Below are 23,259 nucleotides of genomic sequence, written 5' to 3'. Positions count from 1 at the left end.
TTGCACATCCGGCACAGCTGGCTTGCGACGAAGGGAAGAGTCCATGCGGGTCGGAGTCCTGACCGGCGGCGGAGACTGCCCCGGCCTCAACGCGGTCATCCGCGGCATCGTCCGTAAAGGCACCCAGGAATACGGCTACCACTTCACCGGCTTCCGCGACGGTTGGCGCGGCCCCCTCGAAGGGGACACCGTACGTCTCGACATCCCCGCCGTCCGCGGCATACTGCCGCGCGGCGGCACCATACTCGGCTCCTCGCGCACGAACCCGCTCAAGGTGGAGGGCGGCGCCGACCGGGTCCGGCGCACCCTCGCCGAGGAGGAGGTCGACGCGCTCATCGTGATAGGCGGCGAGGACACCCTCGGGGTTGCCGCCGAACTGTACGAACAGCACGGCATCCCCTGCGTCGGCGTCCCCAAGACCATCGACAACGACCTGTCCGCCACCGACTACACCTTCGGCTTCGACACGGCGGTCAACATCGCCACCGAGGCGATCGACCGCCTGCACACCACCGCCGAGTCGCACATGCGGGTCCTGGTGGTCGAGGTGATGGGCCGGCACGCCGGCTGGATCGCGCTGCACTCCGGCCTGGCCGGCGGCGCCAACGTCATCCTCATCCCCGAGCAGCGCTTCGACCTCGACCAGGTCTGCGCCTGGGTGGAGAGCCGCTTCAAGATCCGGTACGCGCCGATCGTGGTCGTCGCCGAGGGCGCGATGCCCCGCGACGGCGACATGGTGCTCAAGGACGGCACCCTCGACTCCTTCGGGCACGTCCGGCTGTCCGGCATCGGCGAGTGGCTCGCCCACCAGATCGAGAAGCGCACCGGCAAGGAGGCCCGCACCACGGTGCTCGGCCACGTCCAGCGCGGCGGCACCCCCAGCGCCTTCGACCGGTGGCTGGCCACCCGGTTCGGGCTGCACGCCATCGACGCGGTCCGGGACGGCGACTTCGGCACGATGGTCTCGCTGCGCGGCACCGCCATCGTGCGGGTGCCGATCGGCGACGCGACCACCCGGATCAAGACCGTCGATCCGGCGCTCTACGCGGAGGCGGAGGTGTTCTTCGGCTAGGCCGTGTTTTGGAAGTAGCGCCGTCCGCCCAAAGGGCGGGGCCCGTGGCGTCTGGTGCTCCCCCACAGCCTTCGGCGTGGGGGTGCCCCCAGATCGCAAGGCGGAGGGTTGTCCTCGTAGTGGGCCTACTCGGACAAGCCCGACAACGCTGGGGGCACCTCCCGCCGAAGGCAGGGGGAGAGCGTGCGTGCCAGGCGCCACGGGATGGGGGCACCTCCCCCGCCGAAGGCAGGGGGGGGAGGGACTTCCAAAACACGGCCTAGCTGTACTGACCCGTTAGGTTGGGGACGCGGCTGGCGGGTGGTTGGCCTTTGAGTGCGGTGTGTCCGCGGTGGTGATTGTAGGTGTGGAGCCACTGCTGATAGGCGGCGCGTCGTTCGGCGTCGGTGCGGTAGGGCTTCGCGTAGGCCCATTCGTCCAGCAGGGTGCGGTTGAACCGTTCGACCTTGCCGTTGGTCTGGGGCCGGTAGGGCCGGGTGCGTTTGTGTGAAATACCTTGCTCGGCAAGGGAGTTGCGCCACAGATGTGACTTGTAGCAGGAGCCGTTGTCGGTCAGGACCCGCTGGACGGTGATACCGGCGGCGGCGAAGAAGGCGTGGGCGCGCTGCCAGAACCCGACGGCGGTCTCTTTCTTCTCGTCGGCCAGGATTTCGCTGTAGGCCAGGCGGGAGTGGTCGTCGATGGCGTTGTGCAGGAAGCTCATGCCCGCCTTGGTGCGGTTCTTGCGGCCTGCTTGCCGGCCGAGGACCTTGTGGCCGCCGCCGTCGGGGATGTTGCCGAGTTTCTTGATGTCGACGTGGACGAGGTCGCCGGGGGCGGCGTGTTCGTAGCGGCGGATCACCCGGCCGGTGGCACGGTCCAGGTGGGCCAGACGGGCCAGCCGGTAGCGGGTCAGGACACGGTGCACGGTCGCCGGGTTCAGCCCGAGAAGGTAGGCGATACGGGCCGGTCCCCACCGGCGCAGGACACGGACCTTGATGATCCGCCGCTCGGTACGGGTCGGTGTCCGGCGCGGGCTGGAGTGCGGGCGCGAGGAGCGGTCGACCATCCCGGCCTCGCCCAGCTCCCGGTAGCGGGCCGCCCACCGCTGAGCCGTGGTGGGCGAGACCTGGAAGCGTTCGGCGGCCCGGCGCAGGGTCCACCGGTCGTCAACGATGCAGCGGGCCAGCCGCAGACGGCCGGTCTCGGTCAGAGGTGCATTACGGTGGGGCATGAGGGCCTTCTGATCGTTCGATGTCGATGTCGCAATCCACACCGAACCCGGAAGGCCCTTACTCGTTCAAGATCACCCCACCGTGATCACTGTCACCAACCTCCGTGGACAGAACACCTAGCGCGGCCGTCGCTTCCCCGCCGCGGTTGCGGCCCCGGTGACGGCTGCCGGTTCGGGCTCGGCTCCCGCCTCGGTCCGGCCCTGGTCACCGCCCTGGTCGCGGCGCCGGACGCACCGGTTCCGCACGCTGCCCGACTCCTGGCCTACGGCGCTTGCCGTAGGCCATCCGCGCGCCCTACCATCCCTCCACCCGGCATGTCCGGCCGCTTTGGTTTTCCCCTTCTCGTCCCTGTCCCCACCTTTTTTGAGCACCTGAGGAGCGCCCGGTATGACGGGTGTTGTGGGAGGGCACGCGGTGCCCGTACTCGCGGTCGCAGGCGGCACCGCTTCCGGCAAGTCCACCCTTGCGGAAGCGCTGGCGCGGCACCATCCCGAGACCGTCGGTCTCGTCCACCTCGACGACTTCTACGTGCCCGCGCACGATCCGGGGCGCGGGGTGCGGACGTTGAGCGCGACCGGGGCGGAGACGCTCGACTGGAACCACCCCGGTTCCATCGACGAGGACGCCGTCGCCACCGCGATCGACGCCGCGGCCACCGGCGGGCGGCACCGGCTCGTCGTCGTGGAGGGGCTGTTCGCGCTCACCCTGCGCGCGGTCGCCGAGCGCGCCACCTGGCGGGTGTACGTGGACACACCCGACGACATCCGGCTGGCCCGGAAGATCCTGCGCAAGATCGAGGTCTTCGGGCAGGACCCGGGGGTCTCGCTGCGCAACTACCTGCTCAGCGGGCGCGAACGGCACGCGGAGTACGTGGCCCCCGCGCGGGACCGGGCCGACCTCGTCCTGGACGGGACGACGTCGGAAGCCGGGCTGCTGGGCGCCGTCGCGCACCTGGTGGGCGACGTGCTGGGACTCGGCGCGGAGGGACTCGGCGCGGAGCCCCGGCACGTCGGGCTCGGCGCCGAGTCTCCGCACGCCCCGCACGCGCAGCCCCTGGCCGTATGACCCGGTGACCCCGGCCCCGGCCGCTCCGTCCGGTCACCAGCTCTCGCGGAGGACGGCCAAGGCGAACGCGAGCCGCAGGTCGAGCCAGTCGGCCCGGGGGACGTAGGGGCGCTGGCGGCCCTGGCCCGGGAGGTAGTCGAGGACGTCCTCGTCGCCGGCCCGCCAGGTCACCGGCTTCGACGGGGAGCGCCCGCTGTCGCCGATGCCTTCGCGGTCTCCGTCGCCGTCGAGCCCGATGGCGCTCAGCGCCAGGCCCGCCGCCACCACGGCCGCGGTGCCGACCGCCGCCGTGGTCACCCGGCCCGCCACCTCACGGGTCGAGCCGGTCGCCCAGTGGTGGCGGGCCACCACGTTCGGGTGTCCCGGCTGCTGGAACCACAGGGTCTGCTGGACGGAGCGCTTGGCCCGCGGGGTGCGGAACACCCGGCCGATCTCCGCGCCGGCCGGGTCGACCACCCGGTGGCCGTCGACGTCCCCGCGGTCCGCGGTGTCCGTCCCCGTCCCGGCCAGCGGCAGCACCCGGCACACCGGAGCCCTGTCCTGGGCGCCGTACAGGTCGTACAACTCCTCGGCCGTGTGCGGCTGTTCGATGAACACCGCGGGCGCGAACCGGTTCTCGCCGCCGTTCGGCACCCGGACCGCCGGCGGCCCGTAGGCCGGGCGCACGATGCGGCTCTCGTCGCCCCGCACCCGCCGGCCGACGACGAAGCGGGTGACCTCCCGCCACGGCACCGGGTCTTCCTCCGGCGGCAACTGCGGCCTGCTGCGGCGGAATCCCATGACTGCGCTCCCTCCCCCGAGCCGCCCGTCCCGTCGGCCGGGCGGCCCCCGAAAACCACGCCGACCACGCTATACCGGCGGTCGCACCGCCCGGGCGGTGGTGGCGATGTGGGTGAGGAGTCCGGCGGCGAGGGCGGCGCCGTCGAGGGAGAGCACGGACTCGGGGTGGAACTGGATGCCCGCGAAGCCCGGTCCGCGCAACGCGTGGATGTCGCCGGAACCCGGGTCGCGGCTCAACTCGATGCCGTGCATGGCCAGTTCCTCGGCGGCGTCGGCGTCGCAGCGGGCCGTGAAGGTGTTGTAGAAGCCGACCGTCGTACGGGTGCCGAAGTAGTCGACCGCCTCCTGCGCGCCCTGCGCCGGGTGGTCCTTGCGGACCAGGTCGAGGCCGAGTTCGGCCGCGATCAACTCGTGGCCGAGGCACACCCCGAGCAGCCCGTGCGCGTGGTCGCGCACGAGGTCGGCGGTGAGGGCGCGCAGGAACCGCATCTTTGCGTCGGCGGAGTCCGCCGGGTCGCCGGGGCCGGGGCCCAGCACCACCGGCCCGAGGTGCGCCAGCGCGGCCTCCCGCAGCCCGGGCTCGTTGTAGCGCCGTACGGCCACGGTGCGGCCGGAGGAGCGCAGCACGTGCGCGAGCATCGCGGTGAAGGTGTCCTCGGCGTCCACCACCAGCACCGGTCCGCCGGACGCCGCGTCCCCGTCGGCCGGGGCGGTGGCCGGGCCGCCGGTCCGCATCCGCAGCCAGAACGGCGCGAGCTTGGAGCGCCGGGCGTCCAGCGCGGCCCGCACCCGGATGTCGTCGGCGAGCCGGGGCGCGGCCGTGCCCGCGTCGGACCCCGCCGAGGCCCGCCGCGTCCCCGCGGGCGGCGCGAGCACCCCGAGCGCGGTGAGCACCCCCGCGGCCTTCGCGTGCGTCTCGGCGACCTCCGCGTACGGGTCGGAGTGCCGCACCAGGGTCGCGCCGACCGGCACCTTCAACTCGCCGGCGGGGGAGATGTCGGCGGTGCGGATCAGGATCGGCGAGTCCAGCGTCTGGGCGCCGCCCGCGTCCCGCCCGACCAGTGCGAGCGCGCCCGCGTAGTAGCCGCGCCCGGAGCCGTCGCGGCCGCGCGGTTCGTACCGCTCGATCACCCGGCAGGCGTTCTGCACCGGCGAGCCGGTGACGGTCGCGGCGAACATCGTGTCGCGCAGCACCTCCCGCACGTCCTTGCTGGAGCGCCCGCGCAACTCGTACTCGGTGTGCGCCAGGTGCGCCATCTCCTTGAGCCGCGGCCCGATCACGACCCCGCCGAGGTCGCCGACCGTGCACATCATCTTCAGCTCCTCGTCCACCACCATGGTCAGCTCCTCCACCTCCTTCGGGTCGTGCAGGAACTCCAGCAGCCCCTCGGCGGACGGCCCCTGCGCCGGGTAGCGGTAGGTGCCGCTGATGGGGTTCATCACCACGGTGCCCGCCCGTCGCCCACCACCACCCTCAACCGAGAGCGCTTCGCGCTCGCCCCTTCCACCGGACATCCGCACATGCACCTCCGGGCTGGCGCCGACCAGCGTCCGCTCGGCGGTGTGCACCGTGTACGTCCAGTACGCGCCGCGCTCTCCGCGCAGCAGCCGGGCGAACAGCGCCAGAGCCGCCGCCGGGCCGAAGTCCGGGACGAAGCCGCGGAAGGTGCGCCGGATCACGAAGTTGGCGCCCTCACCGGTGCCGATCTCGTCGTCGATCACCCGCCGCACGATCCGCGCGTACGCGTCGTCGTCGACGTCGAACGCGCCGCCCTCGACTCGCACCTCGCGCCCGGCCGACAGCGCCTCCAACGCGGCCAGCACGTCGGCGAGCGGGAGTTCGTACGCCTCCTGCGGGCGCAGCACGGCCAGCGGGGTGCCGTCGTCGTGGACGTCGAAGCCCCGCTCGCGGATCTGCCGGTACGGCACCAGGGCCAGTGCGTCGGTGACGGGGGCGCCGGGCGCGCCGGAGGGCAGCGGGATGCCGGCGAGCGTGTCGGCGTGCTCGATCGGGCCGAGCAGCACCTCCACCACGTCCCGCGGGTGGCCGGGGGTCTGGCGGTGCAGCAGGGCGAACGGCGGGCAGCCGGGGGTGAGCAGGCGCTCCACGAGTCGCGCGGCGGTGGGAGGCGGGGCGGAGAGGGGCACGGCGGGCGTTCCTTCCTTGACGGGCGGGGAAGGGGGCGGCCGGACCCGGAAACACCGAAGGCCGCCCCCTGGGCGGCCTTCGCGAGGTGATCTGCGCGCGATGTCTAACGGGCCGCCGGAGAAGCGGTCCGCCAGCAGGTGTGCTGGGTGGTGCGGGTGATCATCGCGGTCATGGCACCGACCCTACCGCACCGCGGCGGCGGCCGTCCGTATCCGGCCGCGAGATGTCTCATCCACTGAGCGGCCCGATCCGGCACCCATCGGACCCCGTACTGTGGAGCCCGTGACCGTGAAAGCCGAAACCCATGCCGGGGTCAACACCTGGCAGTCTCTTCCCGCGGCGCAGCAGCCCGAGTGGCCGGACCCCGAGGCTCTGCGCGACGTGATCGCCGAGCTCGCCTCGTATCCGCCGCTGGTCTTCGCCGGCGAGTGCGACCAACTGCGCAGCCGCATGGCCGCGGTGGCCGAGGGCAAGGCGTTCCTCCTGCAGGGCGGCGACTGCGCCGAGGCGTTCGACGCCGTGGGTGCGGACCAGATCCGCAACAAGCTCAAGACGCTGCTCCAGATGGGAGCGGTGCTCACCTATGCCGCGTCGGTGCCGGTGGTCAAGGTCGGCCGGATCGCCGGGCAGTACAGCAAGCCGCGCTCCAAGCCGACCGAGACCCGCGACGGCGTCACGCTGCCGACCTACCGGGGCGACTCGGTCAACGGCTTCGAGTTCACCTCCGAGGCCCGCATCCCGGACCCGGAGCGGCTCAAGCGGATGTACCACGCCTCCGCCTCCACGCTGAACCTGGTGCGCGCCTTCACCACCGGCGGATACGCCGACCTGCGCCAGGTGCACGCCTGGAACCAGGACTTCGTGAAGTCCTCGCCGTCCGGGCAGCGCTACGAAGCACTCGCCCGCGAGATCGACCGCGCGCTGACCTTCATGGCCGCGTGCGGCACCGACCCGGCCGAGTTCCGCACGGTCGAGTTCTACGCCTCCCACGAGGCGCTGCTGCTCGACTACGAGACCGCGCTGACCCGTACCGACTCGCGTACCGGCAACCTCTACGACGTCTCCGGGCACATGGTCTGGATCGGCGAGCGGACCCGGCAGCTCGACGGCGCGCACATCGAGTTCGCCTCGCGGATCGGCAACCCGATCGGCGTGAAGCTCGGCCCCGGCACCAGCCCGGAGGAGGCGCTCACCTACATCGACCGCCTCGACCCGGACCGGCAGCCCGGGCGGCTCACCTTCATCGTGCGGATGGGCGCGGACAAGGTGCGGGACAAGCTGCCGACGCTGGTGGAGAAGGTCACCGCGTCCGGGGCGAAGGTGGCGTGGGTCTGCGACCCGATGCACGGCAACACCTTCGAGGCCGCCTCCGGCCACAAGACCCGCCGCTTCGACGACGTCCTGGACGAGGTCAAGGGCTTCTTCGAGGTCCACCACGGCCTGGGCACCCACCCCGGCGGCATCCACGTCGAGCTGACCGGCGACGACGTCACCGAGTGCGTCGGCGGCGGCGACGAGATCTTCGTCGACGACCTGCACCAGCGGTACGAAACGGCGTGCGACCCGCGGCTCAACCGCAGCCAGTCGCTGGACCTGGCCTTCCTGGTGGCGGAGATGTACCGGGGCCAGTAGCACCCCGGGAGCCGGGAGACCCGGCGCCGAGACGAGGCACCGAGATACGGCAGAGGGGCGCGGATCACATCGATCCGCGCCCCTCGTGGCTTTTCTTCCGCCGGGACCTCTGGGTAAGGTAAGGGTTACCTCAGTAGCCCTTGGCCTCGATCGGCGGTGACCGCGTGTACGTCTGCTCCTGCTTCGGCATCACCGAGCAGCAGGTCAAGCAGCACGCCGAGGAAGGCCGCTGCACCCCGCGCCAGATCGCCTCGGCCTGCAAGGCCGGCACCGACTGCGGCTCCTGCGTCAAGCGCATCCAGGCGGTCCTGGGCCGCGGCGACGGCTGCGCCACCCGCACCAGGCTGGAGCCGGCGAAGGCCCCGGTAGAGCCGGCGACCGTGCCGCTGGAGCCCGTGACGGCGCCCTTGGAGCCCTCGGTGCTGCCGCAGCCCGCGTCCGTGCCGCCGGCCCTTCCGCTGCCGCTGCGGCGCGTCGCCTGACCGGCACGACCCCGCCCCGCGTCAGCTCTCCGGCTGCTCGATCTGCTGCGCGATGTAGAGCGGCTCGCCCAGCTTCTCGATCAGCCCGAGCTGCGTGTCCAGGTAGTCGATGTGGTGCTCCTCGTCCTTGAGGATGTCCTCGAAGAGCCGCGCCGAGGTGATGTCGGCCTTCGACCGCATCAGCTCGATGCCCCGGCGCAGCCGGTCGATCGCCTCGACCTCCACCAGCCGGTCGGCCTGGAACATCTCGGTGACGGTCTGCCCCACCCGCACATGGAACAGCCGCTGGTAGTTCGGCAGGCCGTCCAGCAGCAGGATGCGGTCGGTGATGATCTCGGCGTGCCGCATCTCGTCGAAGGACTCGGCGCGGGTGTTCTTCGCGAGCTTCGTCCACCCGAAGTTGTCCTGCATCTTCGCGTGCAGGAAGTACTGGTTGATCGCGGTCAGTTCGGCCGTCAACTGCTCGTTGAGGAACTCGATGACCTCGGGGTCGCCCTGCATGGCAACGCCGTCCTTCCCGTTCGGGCTCGACAGTTCCGGGCATCCTCGCACCGCTCAGCGGCCTGTTCCAGTAAGTGCACGCTTACGGCGTCGCCGCCCGGCGCGGCGAAACCCCTGGTGGGGGCGGTGAGCGGCGCCTCGCGGCGGAAGCATCGCGGCGGGTCTGTCACCATGGGGGTATGGGTCGGCACGAGCATCCGGAGGGGCGGCTCCCCCCGGGGCAGCGGCTCCAGCGGGGCTGGCCGGTCACGCACTACGGCCCCGTGCCCCGCTTCCGCCCGGACCGCTGGGACTTCCGCGTCTTCGGTGCCACCGCGCAGGGGGCGCGGCCGGTGTGGAACCACGACGAGTTCTCCGCGCTGCCGTACGCCACCGTGGTCGCCGACTTCCACTGCGTCACGAAGTTCTCGATGACCGGGATGGAGTGGGGCGGGGTCGCCGCCACCACCGTCGCGAAGCTCGCGCCGCCCGCGGACGACGTCACCCACGTCATGGTCTGGGCCGAGTACGGCTTCAGCTCCAACCTGCGCATCGACGACTTCCTCGACGACCTCACGATCTTCGCGACGCACGAGAGCGGCCAGCCGCTCACCGCCGAACACGGCTTCCCCGTCCGCCTGGTGGTCCCCAAGCGCTACGCCTGGAAGGGCCCCAAGTGGGTCCGCGGCATCGAGTACATGACGGCCGACCGCCGCGGGTTCTGGGAGGAGCGGGGCTATCACAACGTCGGGGACCCCTGGAGCGAGCAGCGCTACTCCTTCCAGGAGACCCCGGGAGACGGCCCCGAACTCTAGGCCGCGTGGGGGGAGTCGGCGAGGCGTGCCGGCGCGTCCCTAGGCCGTATTTTGGAAGTAGCGCCGTCCGCCCAAAGGGCGGGGCCCGTGGCGTCTGGTGCTCCCCCACAGCCTTCGGCGTGGGGGTGCCCCCAGATCGCAAGGCGGAGGGTTGTCCTCGTAGTGGGCCTACTCGGACAAGCCCGACAACGAAGCGAGCGTGTGTGCCAGGCGCCACGGGATGGGGGCACCTCCCCCGCCGAAGGCAGGGGGGGAGGGACTTCCAAAACACGGCCTAGGGCGCGTCCGGGGCGACGGCGGCCCGCGCGAGGACGGCGGCCGTCCTGTCCAGCGCCTCCGGGTCGTCGGTGAGGCGGCTGGTGGCGACCCGGACGTGCGGCAGGGAGTAGGAGACACAGAAGCGGCTGCCGGGGGACACGGTGATACCGCGCGCCGCCAGGGTGACCAGCGTGGAGGTCTCGTCGGCCACCGGCACCCAGAGCATCAGGCCGTCCCGGTTGGCCGTGGGCACGCCCTGCCGGGCCAGCCGGTCGGCCAGCCCCCTGCGGCGCAGGTCGTACCGGTCGGCGGCGGCCCGCACGGTACGGCTCGCCGTGTCGTCGGTGAGCAGGTGGGCCAGCGCGTCCTGGAGGATGCGGCTGGTCCAGCCGATGCCGAAGGTGCGCAGCACCCGGGCGCGCTCGACCACCTCGCGCGGCCCGCCGAGCACGGCGATGCGCAGGTCGGGCCCGTATGCCTTGCTGTAGGAGCGCACCAGCACGGTGCGCTCGGGCAGATGGGTGCCGATGCTGCCGGCGGCGGTCCGGGCCAGCGGGCCGATGCCGTCGTCCTCGATGACGGTGATGTTCCGGGCGGGCTCCAGGACGGCGGCCAGCGCGGCGGCCCGGGCCGGGCTCACGGTCCAGCCGCAGGGCGCCTGCGCCCGGGCCTGGTGCAGGAAGAGCGTGGGGCGACGGGCGACGGCGTCGGCGAGCGAGTCCGGCAGCGGCCCCTCCGCGTCACAGGCGACGGGCAGGATCTGGGCTCCCAGGGACTCCAGGATGTCCAGCAGCCGAGCCGCCGTCGGCTCCTCCACCGCGACCCGGTCGCCGGGTGTGATCAGCGCCTGGCAGAGCAGGTGTACGCCTTCGTAGCCGCCGCCCACCGCCATCCACGCCTCCGGCTCGAACGGCCAGCTGCCGCGTACGGCGTCCAGAAGGGCTGAGGTGACGGCCGTGCGCGAGTAGTCGTTGAGCTGGGGCGTGCGGGCGCCCGCGAGCAGGGCGCCGTCCAGGGCCGGCAGCAGCGCCCGGTCGGGGGCGGCCACGGCGAGGTCCAGGGTGAGGTGGGGACCGAGGTCGCCGACCCTTTCGTAGCGCACCGGGTGGGGCACGGACGGTGGCCCGCTGACGACACTGCCGCGTCGGCCGAGCGTGGCGATCGTCCGGCGTCCGCGCAGCAGGGCCCACGCCTCCGCGACGGTGCCGGGGCTGACCTCCAGCGCGGCGGCCAGGGCGCGCACGGTCGGCAACGCGCTGCCGGGCGCCAGGTCACCGGCCCGGATGAGGTCGGTCATGGCCGCCGCGATGCCGCGGGCGCTGGGGTCGGTGATCCGCCCGGCCAGCCGGACCGCGGACCAGCCCCCGCCCTCCTCTTCCGTGGCCGTGCCGCCGGCATCCTGCGCCGCGCCCGCCACGCTGATGGCCTTCTCCTGCATCGCCCCGCCCTTCGCCCGGACCGCACTCTGACGCACCCTCAGCAGGTTACGACGTGGAAAACCTATGTTCAGTAACAAAACAACTCTTGTCTACCGTCCTGGGTGAACAATAGCCTCCTTTGCATCGCAGGCCGTATGAGAGCTATGCGTGGAAAGTTCGTACACGCGAGGAGTTGCGCACTGTGTCCTCCCCTGTGGTCCGACTGGGACTTCGTGACTGGGACCATCTCGTCCCGCTGGCCTCCGGTGGCGTGGAGGTACCGGGCTGCGCGGTCCGCATCGAGTCGCGCGAGGTCACGCCCGACGTGCTGGCCGAGCCCGGACTCGACGGCGGTGAGACCTCGTTCAGCCGCTATGTGCAGGCCGTGGCGGCCGGGGACGACCGGCTGGTCGGCCTGCCGGCGTTCGTGATGCGCGGCTTCCGTCACCGCTGCGTGCTGGTGCGCACCGACAGCCCGCTGCACGCGCTCGAGGAACTCGCCGGAACCCGGATCGGCCTGACCGGCTGGCCGGACTCCGGCAACACCTGGACCCGGGCGCTGATCCGGGCCGCCGGGGTGGACCTGACCGGGGTGGAATGGCGGGTGGGGCCGCTGGAGACGGGCGAGATCGGCAAGAGCCGGCTGGGCGCGCGCCCGCTGCCGCCGAACGTGTCGGCCATGGCGGCGGGGGAGTCGCTGGTCGGAGAGCTGGCCGCGGGCCGCGTGGACGCGATCCTGACACCGTTCATGCCGCCGGAACTGTTCACGGCCGGCAGCCGCTTCCGCCACCTGCTCGCCGACCACCCGGCCGCCGAGCGCGCGTACTGGCGGACCACCGGGTTCGTCCCCGGCATCCATCTGGTGACGCTGAAGCGCGAGGTCGTGCGGGCCCATCCGGACCTGCCCGCCGCGCTGCTGGCGGCGCTGGAGGAGTCCAAGCGCCGCTGGGTGGGCCGCCGCCGCCTGCTCGCGGACACCGAACCCTGGCTGCTGCACCAACTCACCGAGTCGGCGCTGCTCTTCGACGGCGACTGGATGCCGTACGGAGCGCTGCCCAACGCCGCGATGACCCGGGCGTTCTGCGCCGAACTCCATGAGCAGGGCGTCTGGCCCGAGCCCATCGACCCGGCCGTGGTCTTCCCGGACCCGGCCCTCGACACCGTCGACGTCACCGAACCGCCCGCCGCGACCACAGCTCACCGGTCCGCGGCCCCGACCGGGAGCAGCATGCCATGCGTACAGCAGTAGGACAGTTCGCCGCCCGTCCGGACTGGCAGGACAACCTCGCCGCGTGCAAGGACGCACTGGAGCAGGCCGAACGCGGGGGCGCGGACCTGCTGGTCCTGCCCGAGGGCGTCCTGGCCCGCTTCACCGAGGACCGGCACCGTATCCGCGAGGTCGCCCAGCCGCTGGACGGCCCCTTCGTCAGCGAGCTGAGCGCGGCCACCCGCGGCGGCGGCGCCACCGTGGTCGTCGGCGTCCACGAGCCCTCCGACGACGGTCGGGTCTTCAACACGCTGGTGGTCCTGCGCGACGGCGCCCTAGTCGCCCGCTACCGCAAGCTGCACCTTTACGACGCCTTCGGCGACCAGGAGTCGGTGAACGTCCGCCCCGCGGACGAGCCGCCGGTCGTCGTCGAGGTGGCCGGCACCGGAGTCGGCCTGATGACCTGCTACGACGTACGCTTCCCGGAACTGGCCCGGCTGCTGGTGGACGCGGGTGCCGAGGTGCTCGCGCTGCCCGCGGCCTGGGTGCGCGGTCCTGCCAAGGAGCGGCACTGGGAGGTCATGGTCACCGCCCGCGCGCTGGAGAACACCTGCTGGGTGGCGGCCAGTGGCGAGTGCGGTCCGCGCAACATCGGCAACAGCATGCTGGTGGACCCGCTCGGCACCGTCCGGGCGCGGCTGGCCGCCGGTCCCGGGCTCGCCTGGGCCGACATCGACCCCGAGGCCACGGCGACGGCCCGGCGCACCCTGCCGGTGCTGGCCAACCGCCGCTTCGCCGTCAACCCCGACCCGATACTCCTGGGAGGCCCCTCATGAGATCCGCCCTTGCCGCCACGGCCGCCGCCCTGACCTGCGCCCTCGCTCTGACCGCCTGCGCAGCGAACCCGCCGGAGTCCCAGGGCGGCGCGCAGACCTCCGGCGGCCGGCAGACCTCGATCACCGAGGACCCCGCGCTGCACGCCATGCTGCCGGCCAAGAACCGCTCGTCCGGCACGCTGGTGTCGGTGAACGGCGGCTCCTTCCCGCCGTACGAGATCGCCGGGTCCGACACCTCCAGCCTCACCGGCGCCTCCGCGGACCTGGCGGACGCGCTGGGCCGGCTGCTCGGCGTGAAGATCCAGAACGTCACCGCCGACGGGCTGCCCTCCGAACTGACCGGCATCAAGGCGGGCCGCTACGACCTGGCGCTCGGGCCGGTCGGGGACTTCAAGGACCGGCAGGGCGCGAACGACTTCGTGGACTGGGTCAAGGAGTTCGTGGTCTTCGCCGTCCCGAAGGGCAACCCGGGCGGCATCGACTCGTTGGCCACCGCCTGCGGCCGGCGCATCGCCGTCCAGGCCGGCGGTTCGGCGGAGTCCGTCATCCGCTCGCAGTCCCAGACCTGCGTCAAGGACGGCAAGAAGGCCGTCGCCGTCCAGTCGTACAAGGACCAGCCCAGTTCGATCCTGGCCGTGCGGTCCGGACGGGCCGACGCGTTCTTCTCCTCCGAGTCGCCGCTGACCTACTTCGTCTCGCAGTCCAAGGGGCAGCTGGAACTGTCCGGCACCAAGTCGGCCAACGGCTTCCACGACCTGTACCAGGGCGCCGTCGTCGCCAAGGGCTCGCCGCTGCGCGGCGTGCTGGTCAAGGCGCTCCAGAAGCTGGTCGACGACGGCACGTACGGATCGATCATGAAGAAGTGGAACCTCACCCGCAATGAGCTCACCACGCCCGGCATCAATCTCGGCGGCGACGCCTGAAATCCGCAGCAGACCCTTTGAGAGGAGGTGAGCCGGCCATGGCCACCCCGCATTCCGCGACCGCCCAGGACGGCCCCGACACGACCGGTCCGCACACCGGCGCAGCCCGGTCCGGCCCCGGCGACGGCGCCGCGCCGCTTTCCGTCCACGGCACCGTCGACGTCTCCACCGCGGCGCGGGTCCACCACCCGCTGCGCTGGCTGTCCGTCCTGGTCCTGGCGGTGCTCGCCGCCCAGCTCGGGCACTTCCTGGTGACCAGCCCCAACTTCGAATGGGGCACGGTCGGCGCCTACTTCGACGCCCAGCTCATCGGCCCCGGCATCGCCACGACCATCGAACTGACCGCGGTCGCCATGTTCATCGGCATCGTCGGCGGCGTCCTGCTGGCCATCGGGCGCATGTCGGACAACCGTGTGATGCGCGGCGCCTGCGGGCTGTACGTCTGGCTCTTCCGGGGCATCCCCGTCCTGGTCCAGCTCATCTTCTGGTACAACCTCTCGGCCCTGCTTCCCCGGATCTCCCTCGGCGTGCCCTTCGGCCCCGAGTTCGGGCACGCGGCGACGAACTCGCTGATCAGCCCGTGGTTCGCGGCCATCCTCGGCCTCGGGCTCAACGAGGCCGCGTACATGGCGGAGATCGTGCGCGGCGGCCTGCTCGGGGTGGACCCGGGACAGACGGAGGCCGCGTCCGCGCTCGGCATGGGGCGGGCCAGAATCCTGCGGCGCGTCGTGCTGCCGCAGGCCATGCGGTTCATCGTGCCGCCCACCGGCAGCCAGGTCATCAACATGCTCAAGGCGACCTCGCTGGTGAGCGTCATCGCCCTGGCCGACCTGCTCTACACGGTGCAGTCGGTCTACAACCGCACCTTCGAGACCATCCCGCTGCTGATCGTGGCGTGCCTGTGGTACCTGATCATGACGTCCGTGCTCTACGTCGGGCAGTCGTTCATCGAGCGCCACTACGCCCGCGGAGCGACGCGCAACACCCCCCAGAGCTTCTGGGACTTCGCGTTCTTCCGCCGGCAGCGCGCGACCCTCGCGCCGCAGGCACGGGAAACCGAGGAGACGATCTCATGACGACGGACGAGACGGCCGTGCGGAGCGTGACGGGTTCGCGGAGCGTCCCGGTCGCCACCGGCCCGGCCGGGACGAAGGCGGCGCCGATGGTGGTGGCCCGCCAGGTGCGCAAACGGTTCGGGCACCAGGAGGTGCTGCGCGGCATCGACCTGGAGGTGGGCACCGGCGAGGTCGTCGTCCTGCTCGGCCCTTCCGGTTCGGGCAAGTCGACGCTCCTGCGGTGCGTGAACTACCTGGAGCAGATCGACGCGGGCTCCATCCATGTCGACGGCCGGCTGATCGGCTTCCGCCAGTCGGGCTCGCGCGTGACGCACCTGCGTCCCCGGGAGGTCACCCGGCAGCGTCGCGACATCGGGATGGTCTTCCAGCACTTCAACCTCTTCCCCCACCAGACGGTCCTGGCCAACGTGATGGAGGCGCCGGTCGGCGTCCTGCGGGTCCCGAAGGCAGAGGCACGCGAGACGGCGCTGCGGCTGCTGGACCAGGTGGGCCTCGCCGACCGGGCGGGCGCCTACCCGCGGCAGCTCTCCGGCGGGCAGCAGCAGCGGGTGGCCATCGCCCGCGCACTGGCCATGCGGCCCAAGCTGATGCTCTTCGACGAGCCGACCAGCGCCCTCGACCCCGAACTCGTCGGCGAGGTGCTGGCCACCATGCGGACGCTGGCCGAGGAGGGCCTGACCATGCTCGTGGTCACCCACGAGATCGCCTTCGCCAAGGAGGTGGCGGACCGGGTGGTGTTCATGGACGACGGGCAGGTCGTCGAGAGCGGACCGCCCCGCCAGGTCCTGGACAATCCCGCCCAGGCCCGCACGCAGGCGTTCCTCAGCCGCTTCATCCAGGAGACCTGACGGCCGCGCCGCCCGGGTCCAGGTCCGGGGCCGGGTCCGGGTCCGGGTCGCGCCGCCCCGGTCCAGGCCGCACCGCCGCGGGTCAGGCCGCGCCGCCCACCGGTTCCGGGCGAAGGGACTGGAGCAGCTTCACGTCCGAGGCGTGCCCTTCGGGTCCCCCCGGGGTCTCGATGATCAGGGGCACCCCGGACGTCGCCGGGTGGGCCAGGATCTCGCGGAAGGGGTCGGCCCCGATCCGCCCGGACCCGATCCCTTCGTGGCGGTCGAGGTGGGAGCCGCACCCCGCCTTCGAGTCGTTCGCGTGGATCAGCCGAAGCCGCCCCGCGCCCGCCGCACTCTCGATCTCCGCGAACATGCGCCCCACCCCGCCGGGCGCGGCGATGTCGTGCCCGGCGGCGAACACGTGGCAGGTGTCGAGGCACAGCCCCACCCGGGGATGCCGGTCCAGCGCGTCGAGATACGGCCCCAGGTCCTCGGCCAGGGAACACAGCGAGGACCCCTGCCCGGCGGTCGACTCCAGCAGCAGCCACGGGTCGTCGTCGTGCGTCAACTCGTCCAGCAGCGGCCGCATCCGCTCCCGTACCTGCCCCAGCGCGGCCTCGCGGCCCCGGCCGCCGGTCGCCGAACCGGTGTGCACCACGACGCCGAGTGCGCCGATCGCCCGCGCGCGGCGCAGCGAGTGCCGCAGTGACGCCACCGAGCGGTCGACGGTCTCCGGGGTGTGCGAGCCGAAGTTGATCAGATACGGCGCGTGGACGTACGCCGGCAGGGACGCGGCGGCGCACCGGGTACGGAACTCCTCGTCCTGCACCGGGTCGCCCGGGCCGGTCGCCCAGCCGCGCGGGTTCGCCACGAAGACCTGGACCGCCTCCGCGCCCAACTGCTCCGCGTAGCCCAGGCCCTTGGCGGCGAGGCCGCCCGCCACCGGCACGTGCGCGCCGACCGGGTTGCGCAGCCGGCCAGGTGTCATCTGCTCGTTCACTCGAACACCGGTCTCAGCGCACCCACAGGGTGATCGTGGCGCCCTTGGGGGCCTGGCTGCCGCCGTCGGGCGACTGGCTGAACACGGTGCTGCCGAAGAAGATGTTGATCACGCGGACGTCGAAGCCCGCGGCCTGGAGGATCTTCTTCGCGTCGCCCGCGCTCTTGCCGGTCACGTCCGGCACCGGGAACTGCTGCTGGCCCTTGGAGACCGTGATCGTCACGGAGTCGCCCGCGGCGGCCTGGCTGCCGCTGCCCGGCGACTCCAGCGCCACCTGGTCCTTGTCGGCCTCGTCGGAGAAGACCTTGCCCGGCGCGAGCACCACCTTCAACCCGGCCGCCTCCAGGTCCTGCTGGGCGTCGGTGACCGACTCGCCGACCACGTCCGGCACGTCGATCGGGGCGCCGCGCGAGACGGTGATCGCGATGGGGGTGCCCGGGGCCAGCTCGGTGCTGCCCTTCGGGTCGGTGGAGACCACCTCGCCGCGCGGCACGTCGTCGTCGAACGCCTGGGTGACGGTGCCCGGGGTCAGGCTCGCGGCCTTGATCTCCTTGCGCGCGGTGGCCAGGTCGCGCCCGGCGACGTCGGGCACCTGGACGTGCTGGGGGCCCTTGGAGACCGTCAGCGTCACGGTGCCGTTGCCCCGGACGCGCTTGCCCGGGGAAGGGTCGGTGGCGATCACGCTGCCGCGCGGCACCGTCAGCGAGAAGTCCTGCTTCACCTTGGTGTCCAGGCCGGCCTTGTCGAGCTTCTGCTCCGCCTTCGCCTGCGGCAGCGACAGCACGCCCGGGACGGTCGTGAACTGGCCGTCGTTGATGTACCAGACGCCCGCGGCGACGCCGATGAGGACCAGCACGGCGACGAGCAGGGCGAGCGGGCCGCGGCGGGAGCGGGCCCTTCCCCCGGGTGCCGGGGCGGGGGGAGGGTCGTCGGGCGGCGGGGCGGGCAGCAGCAGGCGGGTGGTGCGGTCGGTGACCGGGGCGTCGGGCAGCGCCACGACGCTGGTGGGCTCCTCGGAACCGGCAGGTCCGGCGGGTGCCGCGTCCACGGGCTCGGGCACCGGCACCGGTACGGGCGCGGCCTGCGTACTCGCGCCGCCCGGCCGCGCGTCCAGTTCCTCCGGCGAGAGGGCGGCCCGGGCCGTACGGGCCTCGGCGAGCAGTTCCACCGCGTCCGCCGGGCGGGCCTGCTGAAGCCGGGCACAGGCCCGCGCCACCAGCGCGTCCAGCAGCGCCGGCACGGTCGGCATGACCGCGGAAGGGGCCGGCACGTCCTCGTTGACGTGCTGGTACATCACCTTCATCGGGGTGTCGCCGTCGTACGGCTTGCGGCCGGTCAGCATCTCGTACAGCACCACGCCGCACGCGTACACGTCCGCGCGCTGGTCGACCGTGCCGTGCCCGATCTGCTCCGGCGCCAGGTACGACACGGTGCCCAGCACCACGCCCGTGGACACGCTCGTCTTGGTGTCGATCGCCCGGACCAGGCCGAAGTCGGCGACCTTCACCCGGCCGTCGTCGCCGATCAGTACGTTCTCGGGTTTCATGTCGCGGTGCACCAGACCCGCGCGGTGGGCTGCGCCCAGCGCCGCGAGCACCGGTTCCAGGATGTCCAGCGCCGCGTGCACCTGGAGCGCGCCGCGCTCCCGCAGCACGTCCCGCAGCGTGCACCCGGCGACGTACTCCATCGCCAGATACACATACGTGCCGTCCGCGCCCTGGTCGAAGACGCCCACCACGTTCGGGTGCGCCAGCTTCGCGACCGCCTTCGCCTCGCGGATGAAGCGCTCCACGAAAACAGCGTCCTCGGCCAGCCGCGGGTGCATGACCTTCAGTGCGAGTTCCCGGTCCAGCCGGGTGTCCATGGCACGGTAGACCGTCGCCATCCCCCCGACGGCGATGCGCCCCTCGACCAGGTAGCGCCCGTCGAGCATCTGCCCGACAAGCGGGTCCTGCACGCTGGTGTCCACGGCCACCGATTCTACGAGGCGCTTTGCGTGGTTCGACGTGACCCGCGCGGTTCGCTACGCGGTTGTGACGGTACGGCTCCCCGCCGCGGGGGTTCCCCCTCGTCCCCGGGTGCGCCCCGGTGGCCGGTTGCGCGGGCAGTTCCTCCCCCAGAGCTTCGCCTGGGAGGTGCCCCCAGCGCCCCTGGGTGTGTGCGGCTCCTTTCGCGGGAGGACGGTCACCCGCAAGGGGCGCGAGGAACTGCGCGCGCAACCCACCACCGGGGCGCGGCCGGGAGCGGGCCGCAACCCTGGCGGCGGGGAGCCGTGGGGGCCGCACCCGGGAGCGGGACGGGGACCGTCAGGACGGGGAGTCGGGGGGCGCCCCGAAGGTGGGGGCACCGTCGGTCGGGGAGGAAGCGAGGGCACCGTACCTGCGGGGGATGCGGCCGGCACGGTGGGCGAGCCGGCCGCCGGCGACCGCGTGCCGCATGGCCGCGGCCATGAGCGCGGGCCGCTGCGCCCGGGTGACCGCAGACGCGAGCATGACGGCGTCGCACCCGAGTTCCATCGCCAATGCCGCGTCGGAAGCGGTGCCGGCACCGGCGTCGAGGATGACGGGCACCGACGCGCGCTCCACGATGAGCCGAAAATTGTGCGGGTTGCGAATGCCGAGCCCGGACCCGATCGGCGCGCCGAGCGGCATGATCGCCGCGCACCCGACATCCTCCAACTTGCGGGCGAGCACGGGATCGTCGTTGGTGTACGGCAGCACCGTGAACCCGTCGTCCACCAACGTCTCCGCGGCGTCGAGGAGTTCGACCGGATCGGGCAGCAACGTCCACTCGTCCGCGATCACTTCGAGCTTGACCCAGTCGGTGCCCAGCGCCTCCCGGGCCAGCCGCGCGGTGAGGACGGCCTCGCCCGCGGTGAAGCACCCGGCCGTGTTCGGCAGCACCCGGATACCGTGCCGGTCCAGCACCGACAGCACCGAACCCTTCGCGGTCGGGTCCAGCCGCCGCATCGCGACGGTCGTCAACTCCGTACCGGACGCGAGGAGCGCCTGCTCCAGCACGTCGAGACTGGGCGCCCCGCCGGTCCCCATGATCAGCCGGGACCCGAACACGGCGTCCCCGATCCGCAGCGGATCGGCCGTCCCCGCGGACTTCACCGATGTCGTCACGGTCAGCCTCCCTGTACCGCGGTGAGGATCTCCACCCGGTCGCCTTCGGCCAGCGGGGTCGCCGCCCAGCGCGAGCGCGGAACGACGGTCTCGTTGAGAGCGGCGGCCACCCCGGAGGGCGCCGTGGTGAACCGCGCCACGAGGGCGCCGAGTTCGATCGGTTCGTCGAGGGTGCGCCGCTCCCCGTTGACGAGCACGCTGATCGTCATACCGCCTGCTCCTCACGCGCGGTCGCCGCGAACCGGCCGGCCCCGAACGGCCTGGCGTAGTCGGGAAGTTCGCCGGTGTCCAGGGCGTGGCCCAGCACGTCCCCGGTGATCGGGGTGAGCAGCACACCGTTGCGGTGGTGCCCGGTGGCGAGCAGCAGGCCGTCCAGCTCGGACGGCCCGAGCAGGGGCGCGTTGTCGGGGGAGCCGGGCCGCAGTCCCGCCAGCGTCTCGGTGAGCGGGAGTTCGGTGATTCCGGGTACCAACTCGTGTGCGTCCCGCAGGAGTTGGTACGCCCCGCCGGCGGTCACCGCGGTGTCCCAGCCGAACTCCTCGCTGGTCGCGCCGAGTACCAGCTCGCCGTTCTCCCGCGGCACCAGGTAGACGTGGCTGCCGCGGACCACCGCGCGGACCGTGCGCGACAGGAACGGCGCCCGCGCGGCCGGCACCCGCAGCCGCAGGATCTGCCCCTTCACCGGCCGCACCGGCGGCAGCGCGTCCTCCGGCAGCCCCGGCAGCCGGCCGCTCTCGCAGCCCGCGGCCAGTACGGTACGGCCCGCCGACACCCTTGTGCCGTCGGCGAGTTCCGCGCCGGTGACCCGGTCGCCGGCGCACTCCACCCGCACCGCCTTCGCCCGTACGAACTCCACGCCCGCGGCCCGCGCGGCCCGCAGCAGCGCCGCGGCCAGCCGGCGCGGGTCGACCTGGTGGTCGCCGTCCACCCGCAGGCCGCCGCGCACCCCCGGGGCCAGCAGCGGCTCCAGCCGGCGGCAGTCCCGCCCGCTCAGCCACTGCGCGGCAAGCCCGAGCGAGGTCTGGAACGCGTGCAGGTCGCGCAGGTCCGCCCGGTCGTCCGCGTCCAGCGCCACCGCGAGGGTGCCGCACGGGCGGTAGCCGGTGTCCAGGCCGGTGGCCGCGGTCAACTCCGCGACGAAGTCCGGGTAGCGCGCGGCCGACGCCAGGTTCAGGTCGAGCAGCGTCTGCTCGCCGTACTGCAACTCCGTCACCGCGGCGAGCATGCCCGCCGCGACGTGGGCGGCTCCGCCGCCGGGGGACGGGTCGGCCACCACCGTGGCCAGCCCGCGCTGGGCGGCGCGCCACGCCGTCACCAGCCCGATGATGCCGCCCCCCACGACGAGGACGTCCGTTGTTCGGGTACGCATGAGTCTCGGCTGCTCCCTTCGCCGGCATGACCCGGATCAGGTTCGTACGGTCGGCGGCCGACCAGCCACCCTCTCAGCCCGGTCCGTCCGGGCTCCCGCGATCTCGCTTGCCGGTCAGCTTAGCGGAGGGCCCCGGCCCGGACGCCGCCCCCGTCCGCCGCCCGACCGCCCCCGTCCGCCGCCGCGTCGAGGGCGAAGCAGGTCCGCGGCTCGGACGGGGCGGGCGTCCGGCGCGGCACCGACGGGTTAACGTGGCCCGGTGAGCGAGCGTCACGCAGTGATCGTGGGAGCCGGCATGGCCGGCGTGCAGACGGCCGTCGAGCTGCGCCGGCAGGGCTGGCGCGGCCGGATCACCCTGTTGGGAGACGAGCCGCACCTGCCGTACGACCGCCCGCCGCTGTCCAAGGCGGTGCTGCTCGGCGCGGAGGGCGGCGCCCTCACCGACGTGCACTTCGACGTCGACTTCGCCGCGCTCGACGTGGACCTGCGGCTGGGCGTGCACGCGCAGGCGTTGCGCGCCGAGCGGCACGAACTGATCACCGACACCGGGCGGGTGGACTACGACGCGCTCGTGCTGGCGACCGGCGCGTACGCGGTGGCCCTGCCCGGCACGGCCGGCCTGCCCGGCGTGCACCCGCTGCGCACCCTGGACGACGCCGCCGCGCTGCGCCCCGTACTCGACCGGCGCGAGCACGTCGTGGTGGTCGGCGCCGGCTGGATCGGCGCCGAGTTCGCGACGGCGGCCCGGCAGGCCGGCTGCGAGGTGACGGTCGTGGAGGCGGCCGACCGCCCCCTCGCCGGGGTGCTGCCCGCCTCCGTCACCGCACACATGACCGGCTGGTACGACGAAGCGGGCGTCACCCTGCGGACCGGCACGCCGGTGGCCGCGGTCGAGGCGGGCGGGGTGGTGCTCGCCGACGGCAGCCGGCTGGCGGCCGGCGCGGTGGTGGTCGGGGTCGGCGCCCGTCCCTCCACGGGCTGGCTGGCCGGCTCCGGGGTGACCCTGGACCCGCAGGGCGCGGTACGGGCCGACGAGCGGCTGCGGACGACCGCGGCCGACGTCTTCGCGGTCGGCGACTGCGCGTCCTTCCCCTCGGCCCGCTACAACCGGCGCCTGCTCATCCACCACTGGGACAACGCCGTCCAGGGACCGCGCACCGCCGCCGCGAACCTCCTCGGCGGCGAGGAGGCGTACGACCCGGTGCCGTACTTCTGGTCCGAGCAGTTCGGCCGCTTCGTGCAGTACGCCGGATTCCACCGGGACGACGACCAGTTGCTCACCCGCGGGGACCCCTCCGGCACGTCCTGGTCGGTGCTGTGGCTGCGCCGCGGCGTGCTGGTGGCGCTCCTCGCGGTGGGGCGGCCGCGGGACATGGCACAGGCCCGCAAGCTGATCGCGGCCGGCTTCGAGCCGGACCCCGCGCTCGCCGCGGACCCGGCGGTGCCGCTGAAGTCCGCGGTGCCCCGCTGACCGACCCGGGCGCGGGAACGACACGGCGGGCACCACTACCGTGACGGCTCAGCG

21 protein-coding genes and 1 riboswitch are annotated in these 23,259 nt (G+C 73.0%); of the genes, 11 read left to right on the top strand and 10 right to left on the bottom strand.

Annotated elements, in window-relative coordinates:
• Window positions 1–43: 43 nt before the first annotated feature.
• On the top strand, window positions 44–1,072 hold the full coding sequence (locus OG370_RS10920) for a 6-phosphofructokinase (RefSeq protein WP_328463037.1): 1,029 nt from the start codon (window positions 44–46) through the stop codon (window positions 1,070–1,072).
• Window positions 1,073–1,331: 259 nt separating this feature from the next.
• On the opposite strand, the gene OG370_RS10915 is transcribed toward OG370_RS10920, so the two are convergent.
• Window positions 1,332–2,285, bottom strand: coding sequence for an IS481 family transposase (locus tag OG370_RS10915; RefSeq protein ID WP_328463035.1), 954 nt, complete (start codon window positions 2,283–2,285; stop codon window positions 1,332–1,334).
• Window positions 2,286–2,673: 388 nt separating this feature from the next.
• Here OG370_RS10915 and OG370_RS10910 point away from each other — a divergent pair, with 388 nt between their 5' ends.
• Entirely contained in the window at window positions 2,674–3,351 is a 678-nt protein-coding gene (locus OG370_RS10910; protein ID WP_328463033.1) for a uridine kinase family protein, read from the top strand.
• A gap of 33 nt (window positions 3,352–3,384) precedes the next feature.
• Here OG370_RS10910 and OG370_RS10905 read toward each other — a convergent pair whose 3' ends face one another.
• Entirely contained in the window at window positions 3,385–4,131 is a 747-nt protein-coding gene (locus OG370_RS10905; protein ID WP_328463032.1) for a hypothetical protein, read from the bottom strand.
• Between the two features lie 69 nt (window positions 4,132–4,200).
• Window positions 4,201–6,279 carry an anthranilate synthase family protein gene (locus tag OG370_RS10900; protein WP_328463030.1) on the bottom strand — a complete coding sequence of 693 codons (2,079 nt, stop codon included), beginning with the start codon at window positions 6,277–6,279 and terminating at the stop codon, window positions 4,201–4,203.
• 283 nt (window positions 6,280–6,562) lie between these two features.
• On the opposite strand from OG370_RS10900, the gene OG370_RS10895 reads away from it, so the two are divergent.
• A complete protein-coding gene (locus OG370_RS10895; protein ID WP_328463028.1) occupies window positions 6,563–7,912 on the top strand; it encodes a class II 3-deoxy-7-phosphoheptulonate synthase in 1,350 nt (449 codons plus the stop codon).
• Between the two features lie 164 nt (window positions 7,913–8,076).
• Window positions 8,077–8,394, top strand: a complete 318-nt coding sequence (locus OG370_RS10890) for a (2Fe-2S)-binding protein (protein WP_328473987.1) — start codon at window positions 8,077–8,079, stop codon at window positions 8,392–8,394.
• 21 nt (window positions 8,395–8,415) lie between these two features.
• Here the strand turns inward: OG370_RS10890 and bfr are convergent, their stop codons facing one another.
• The gene (gene bfr, locus OG370_RS10885) at window positions 8,416–8,895 is read right to left on the bottom strand and encodes a bacterioferritin (RefSeq protein WP_328463026.1); all 480 of its coding nucleotides are present in this window, start codon (window positions 8,893–8,895) and stop codon (window positions 8,416–8,418) included.
• A 179-nt stretch (window positions 8,896–9,074) separates the two neighbouring features.
• Here bfr and OG370_RS10880 point away from each other — a divergent pair, with 179 nt between their 5' ends.
• The gene (locus OG370_RS10880) at window positions 9,075–9,689 is read left to right on the top strand and encodes a sulfite oxidase-like oxidoreductase (protein ID WP_328463024.1); all 615 of its coding nucleotides are present in this window, start codon (window positions 9,075–9,077) and stop codon (window positions 9,687–9,689) included.
• Between the two features lie 274 nt (window positions 9,690–9,963).
• Here the strand turns inward: OG370_RS10880 and OG370_RS10875 are convergent, their stop codons facing one another.
• Window positions 9,964–11,421: an aminotransferase class I/II-fold pyridoxal phosphate-dependent enzyme gene (locus OG370_RS10875; RefSeq protein ID WP_328463022.1), complete on the bottom strand. Its 1,458-nt coding sequence runs from the start codon at window positions 11,419–11,421 to the stop codon at window positions 9,964–9,966.
• A 146-nt stretch (window positions 11,422–11,567) separates the two neighbouring features.
• On the opposite strand from OG370_RS10875, the gene OG370_RS10870 reads away from it, so the two are divergent.
• The 5 genes from OG370_RS10870 (at window position 11,568) to OG370_RS10850 (ending at window position 16,255) form a co-directional block, all read left to right on the top strand.
• Entirely contained in the window at window positions 11,568–12,614 is a 1,047-nt protein-coding gene (locus tag OG370_RS10870) for a hypothetical protein (RefSeq protein ID WP_328463020.1), read from the top strand.
• Entirely contained in the window at window positions 12,599–13,408 is an 810-nt protein-coding gene (locus tag OG370_RS10865; RefSeq protein WP_328463018.1) for a deaminated glutathione amidase, read from the top strand. Before OG370_RS10870 ends, OG370_RS10865 begins: the two co-directional genes overlap by 16 nt.
• On the top strand, window positions 13,405–14,331 hold the full coding sequence (locus OG370_RS10860; RefSeq protein WP_328463016.1) for an ABC transporter substrate-binding protein: 927 nt from the start codon (window positions 13,405–13,407) through the stop codon (window positions 14,329–14,331). The genes OG370_RS10865 and OG370_RS10860 overlap by 4 nt, the downstream gene beginning before the upstream one ends.
• A gap of 38 nt (window positions 14,332–14,369) precedes the next feature.
• The gene (locus OG370_RS10855; RefSeq protein WP_328463014.1) at window positions 14,370–15,407 is read left to right on the top strand and encodes an amino acid ABC transporter permease; all 1,038 of its coding nucleotides are present in this window, start codon (window positions 14,370–14,372) and stop codon (window positions 15,405–15,407) included.
• A gap of 86 nt (window positions 15,408–15,493) precedes the next feature.
• The gene (locus tag OG370_RS10850; RefSeq protein ID WP_328473985.1) at window positions 15,494–16,255 is read left to right on the top strand and encodes an amino acid ABC transporter ATP-binding protein; all 762 of its coding nucleotides are present in this window, start codon (window positions 15,494–15,496) and stop codon (window positions 16,253–16,255) included.
• Between the two features lie 82 nt (window positions 16,256–16,337).
• On the opposite strand, the gene OG370_RS10845 is transcribed toward OG370_RS10850, so the two are convergent.
• From OG370_RS10845 to thiO, 5 genes are all read right to left on the bottom strand, one after another.
• A complete protein-coding gene (locus OG370_RS10845; protein WP_328473982.1) occupies window positions 16,338–17,225 on the bottom strand; it encodes a deoxyribonuclease IV in 888 nt (295 codons plus the stop codon).
• A gap of 25 nt (window positions 17,226–17,250) precedes the next feature.
• A complete protein-coding gene (gene pknB / locus OG370_RS10840) occupies window positions 17,251–19,206 on the bottom strand; it encodes a Stk1 family PASTA domain-containing Ser/Thr kinase (RefSeq protein ID WP_328463012.1) in 1,956 nt (651 codons plus the stop codon).
• A gap of 337 nt (window positions 19,207–19,543) precedes the next feature.
• The gene (locus OG370_RS10835; protein ID WP_443060645.1) at window positions 19,544–20,365 is read right to left on the bottom strand and encodes a thiazole synthase; all 822 of its coding nucleotides are present in this window, start codon (window positions 20,363–20,365) and stop codon (window positions 19,544–19,546) included.
• Between the two features lie 2 nt (window positions 20,366–20,367).
• Window positions 20,368–20,574 carry a sulfur carrier protein ThiS gene (gene thiS, locus OG370_RS10830; RefSeq protein ID WP_328463010.1) on the bottom strand — a complete coding sequence of 69 codons (207 nt, stop codon included), beginning with the start codon at window positions 20,572–20,574 and terminating at the stop codon, window positions 20,368–20,370.
• Window positions 20,571–21,734 carry a glycine oxidase ThiO gene (thiO, locus tag OG370_RS10825; RefSeq protein ID WP_328463008.1) on the bottom strand — a complete coding sequence of 388 codons (1,164 nt, stop codon included), beginning with the start codon at window positions 21,732–21,734 and terminating at the stop codon, window positions 20,571–20,573. Before thiO ends, thiS begins: the two co-directional genes overlap by 4 nt.
• Window positions 21,730–21,843, bottom strand: a riboswitch (TPP riboswitch). It overlaps the preceding gene by 5 nt.
• A 150-nt stretch (window positions 21,844–21,993) precedes the next feature.
• Between thiO and OG370_RS10820 the strand changes: the two genes are divergently transcribed.
• The gene (locus tag OG370_RS10820) at window positions 21,994–23,205 is read left to right on the top strand and encodes an NAD(P)/FAD-dependent oxidoreductase (protein WP_328463006.1); all 1,212 of its coding nucleotides are present in this window, start codon (window positions 21,994–21,996) and stop codon (window positions 23,203–23,205) included.
• Window positions 23,206–23,259 lie beyond the last annotated feature (54 nt).

It is taken from the genome of Streptomyces sp. NBC_00448, from assembly GCF_036014115.1.
In the GTDB taxonomy this organism is placed as follows: Bacteria; Actinomycetota; Actinomycetes; order Streptomycetales; family Streptomycetaceae; genus Actinacidiphila.
This window is presented reverse-complemented; position numbering and strand designations above follow the sequence as displayed.

Bases quoted from the DNA above. Each gene is read 5' to 3' on its own strand.
- OG370_RS10920 (WP_328463037.1), top strand. From the start codon at position 44: ATGCGGGTCGGAGTCCTGACCGGCGGCGGAGACTGCCCCGGCCTCAAC.
- OG370_RS10915 (WP_328463035.1), bottom strand. From the start codon at position 2,285: ATGCCCCACCGTAATGCACCTCTGACCGAGACCGGCCGTCTGCGGCTG.
- OG370_RS10910 (WP_328463033.1), top strand. From the start codon at position 2,674: ATGACGGGTGTTGTGGGAGGGCACGCGGTGCCCGTACTCGCGGTCGCA.
- OG370_RS10905 (WP_328463032.1), bottom strand. From the start codon at position 4,131: ATGGGATTCCGCCGCAGCAGGCCGCAGTTGCCGCCGGAGGAAGACCCG.
- bfr (WP_328463026.1), bottom strand. From the start codon at position 8,895: ATGCAGGGCGACCCCGAGGTCATCGAGTTCCTCAACGAGCAGTTGACG.
- OG370_RS10880 (WP_328463024.1), top strand. From the start codon at position 9,075: ATGGGTCGGCACGAGCATCCGGAGGGGCGGCTCCCCCCGGGGCAGCGG.
- OG370_RS10865 (WP_328463018.1), top strand. From the start codon at position 12,599: ATGCGTACAGCAGTAGGACAGTTCGCCGCCCGTCCGGACTGGCAGGAC.
- OG370_RS10860 (WP_328463016.1), top strand. From the start codon at position 13,405: ATGAGATCCGCCCTTGCCGCCACGGCCGCCGCCCTGACCTGCGCCCTC.
- OG370_RS10855 (WP_328463014.1), top strand. From the start codon at position 14,370: ATGGCCACCCCGCATTCCGCGACCGCCCAGGACGGCCCCGACACGACC.
- OG370_RS10850 (WP_328473985.1), top strand. From the start codon at position 15,494: ATGGTGGTGGCCCGCCAGGTGCGCAAACGGTTCGGGCACCAGGAGGTG.
- OG370_RS10845 (WP_328473982.1), bottom strand. From the start codon at position 17,225: ATGACACCTGGCCGGCTGCGCAACCCGGTCGGCGCGCACGTGCCGGTG.
- thiS (WP_328463010.1), bottom strand. From the start codon at position 20,574: ATGACGATCAGCGTGCTCGTCAACGGGGAGCGGCGCACCCTCGACGAA.
- thiO (WP_328463008.1), bottom strand. From the start codon at position 21,734: ATGCGTACCCGAACAACGGACGTCCTCGTCGTGGGGGGCGGCATCATC.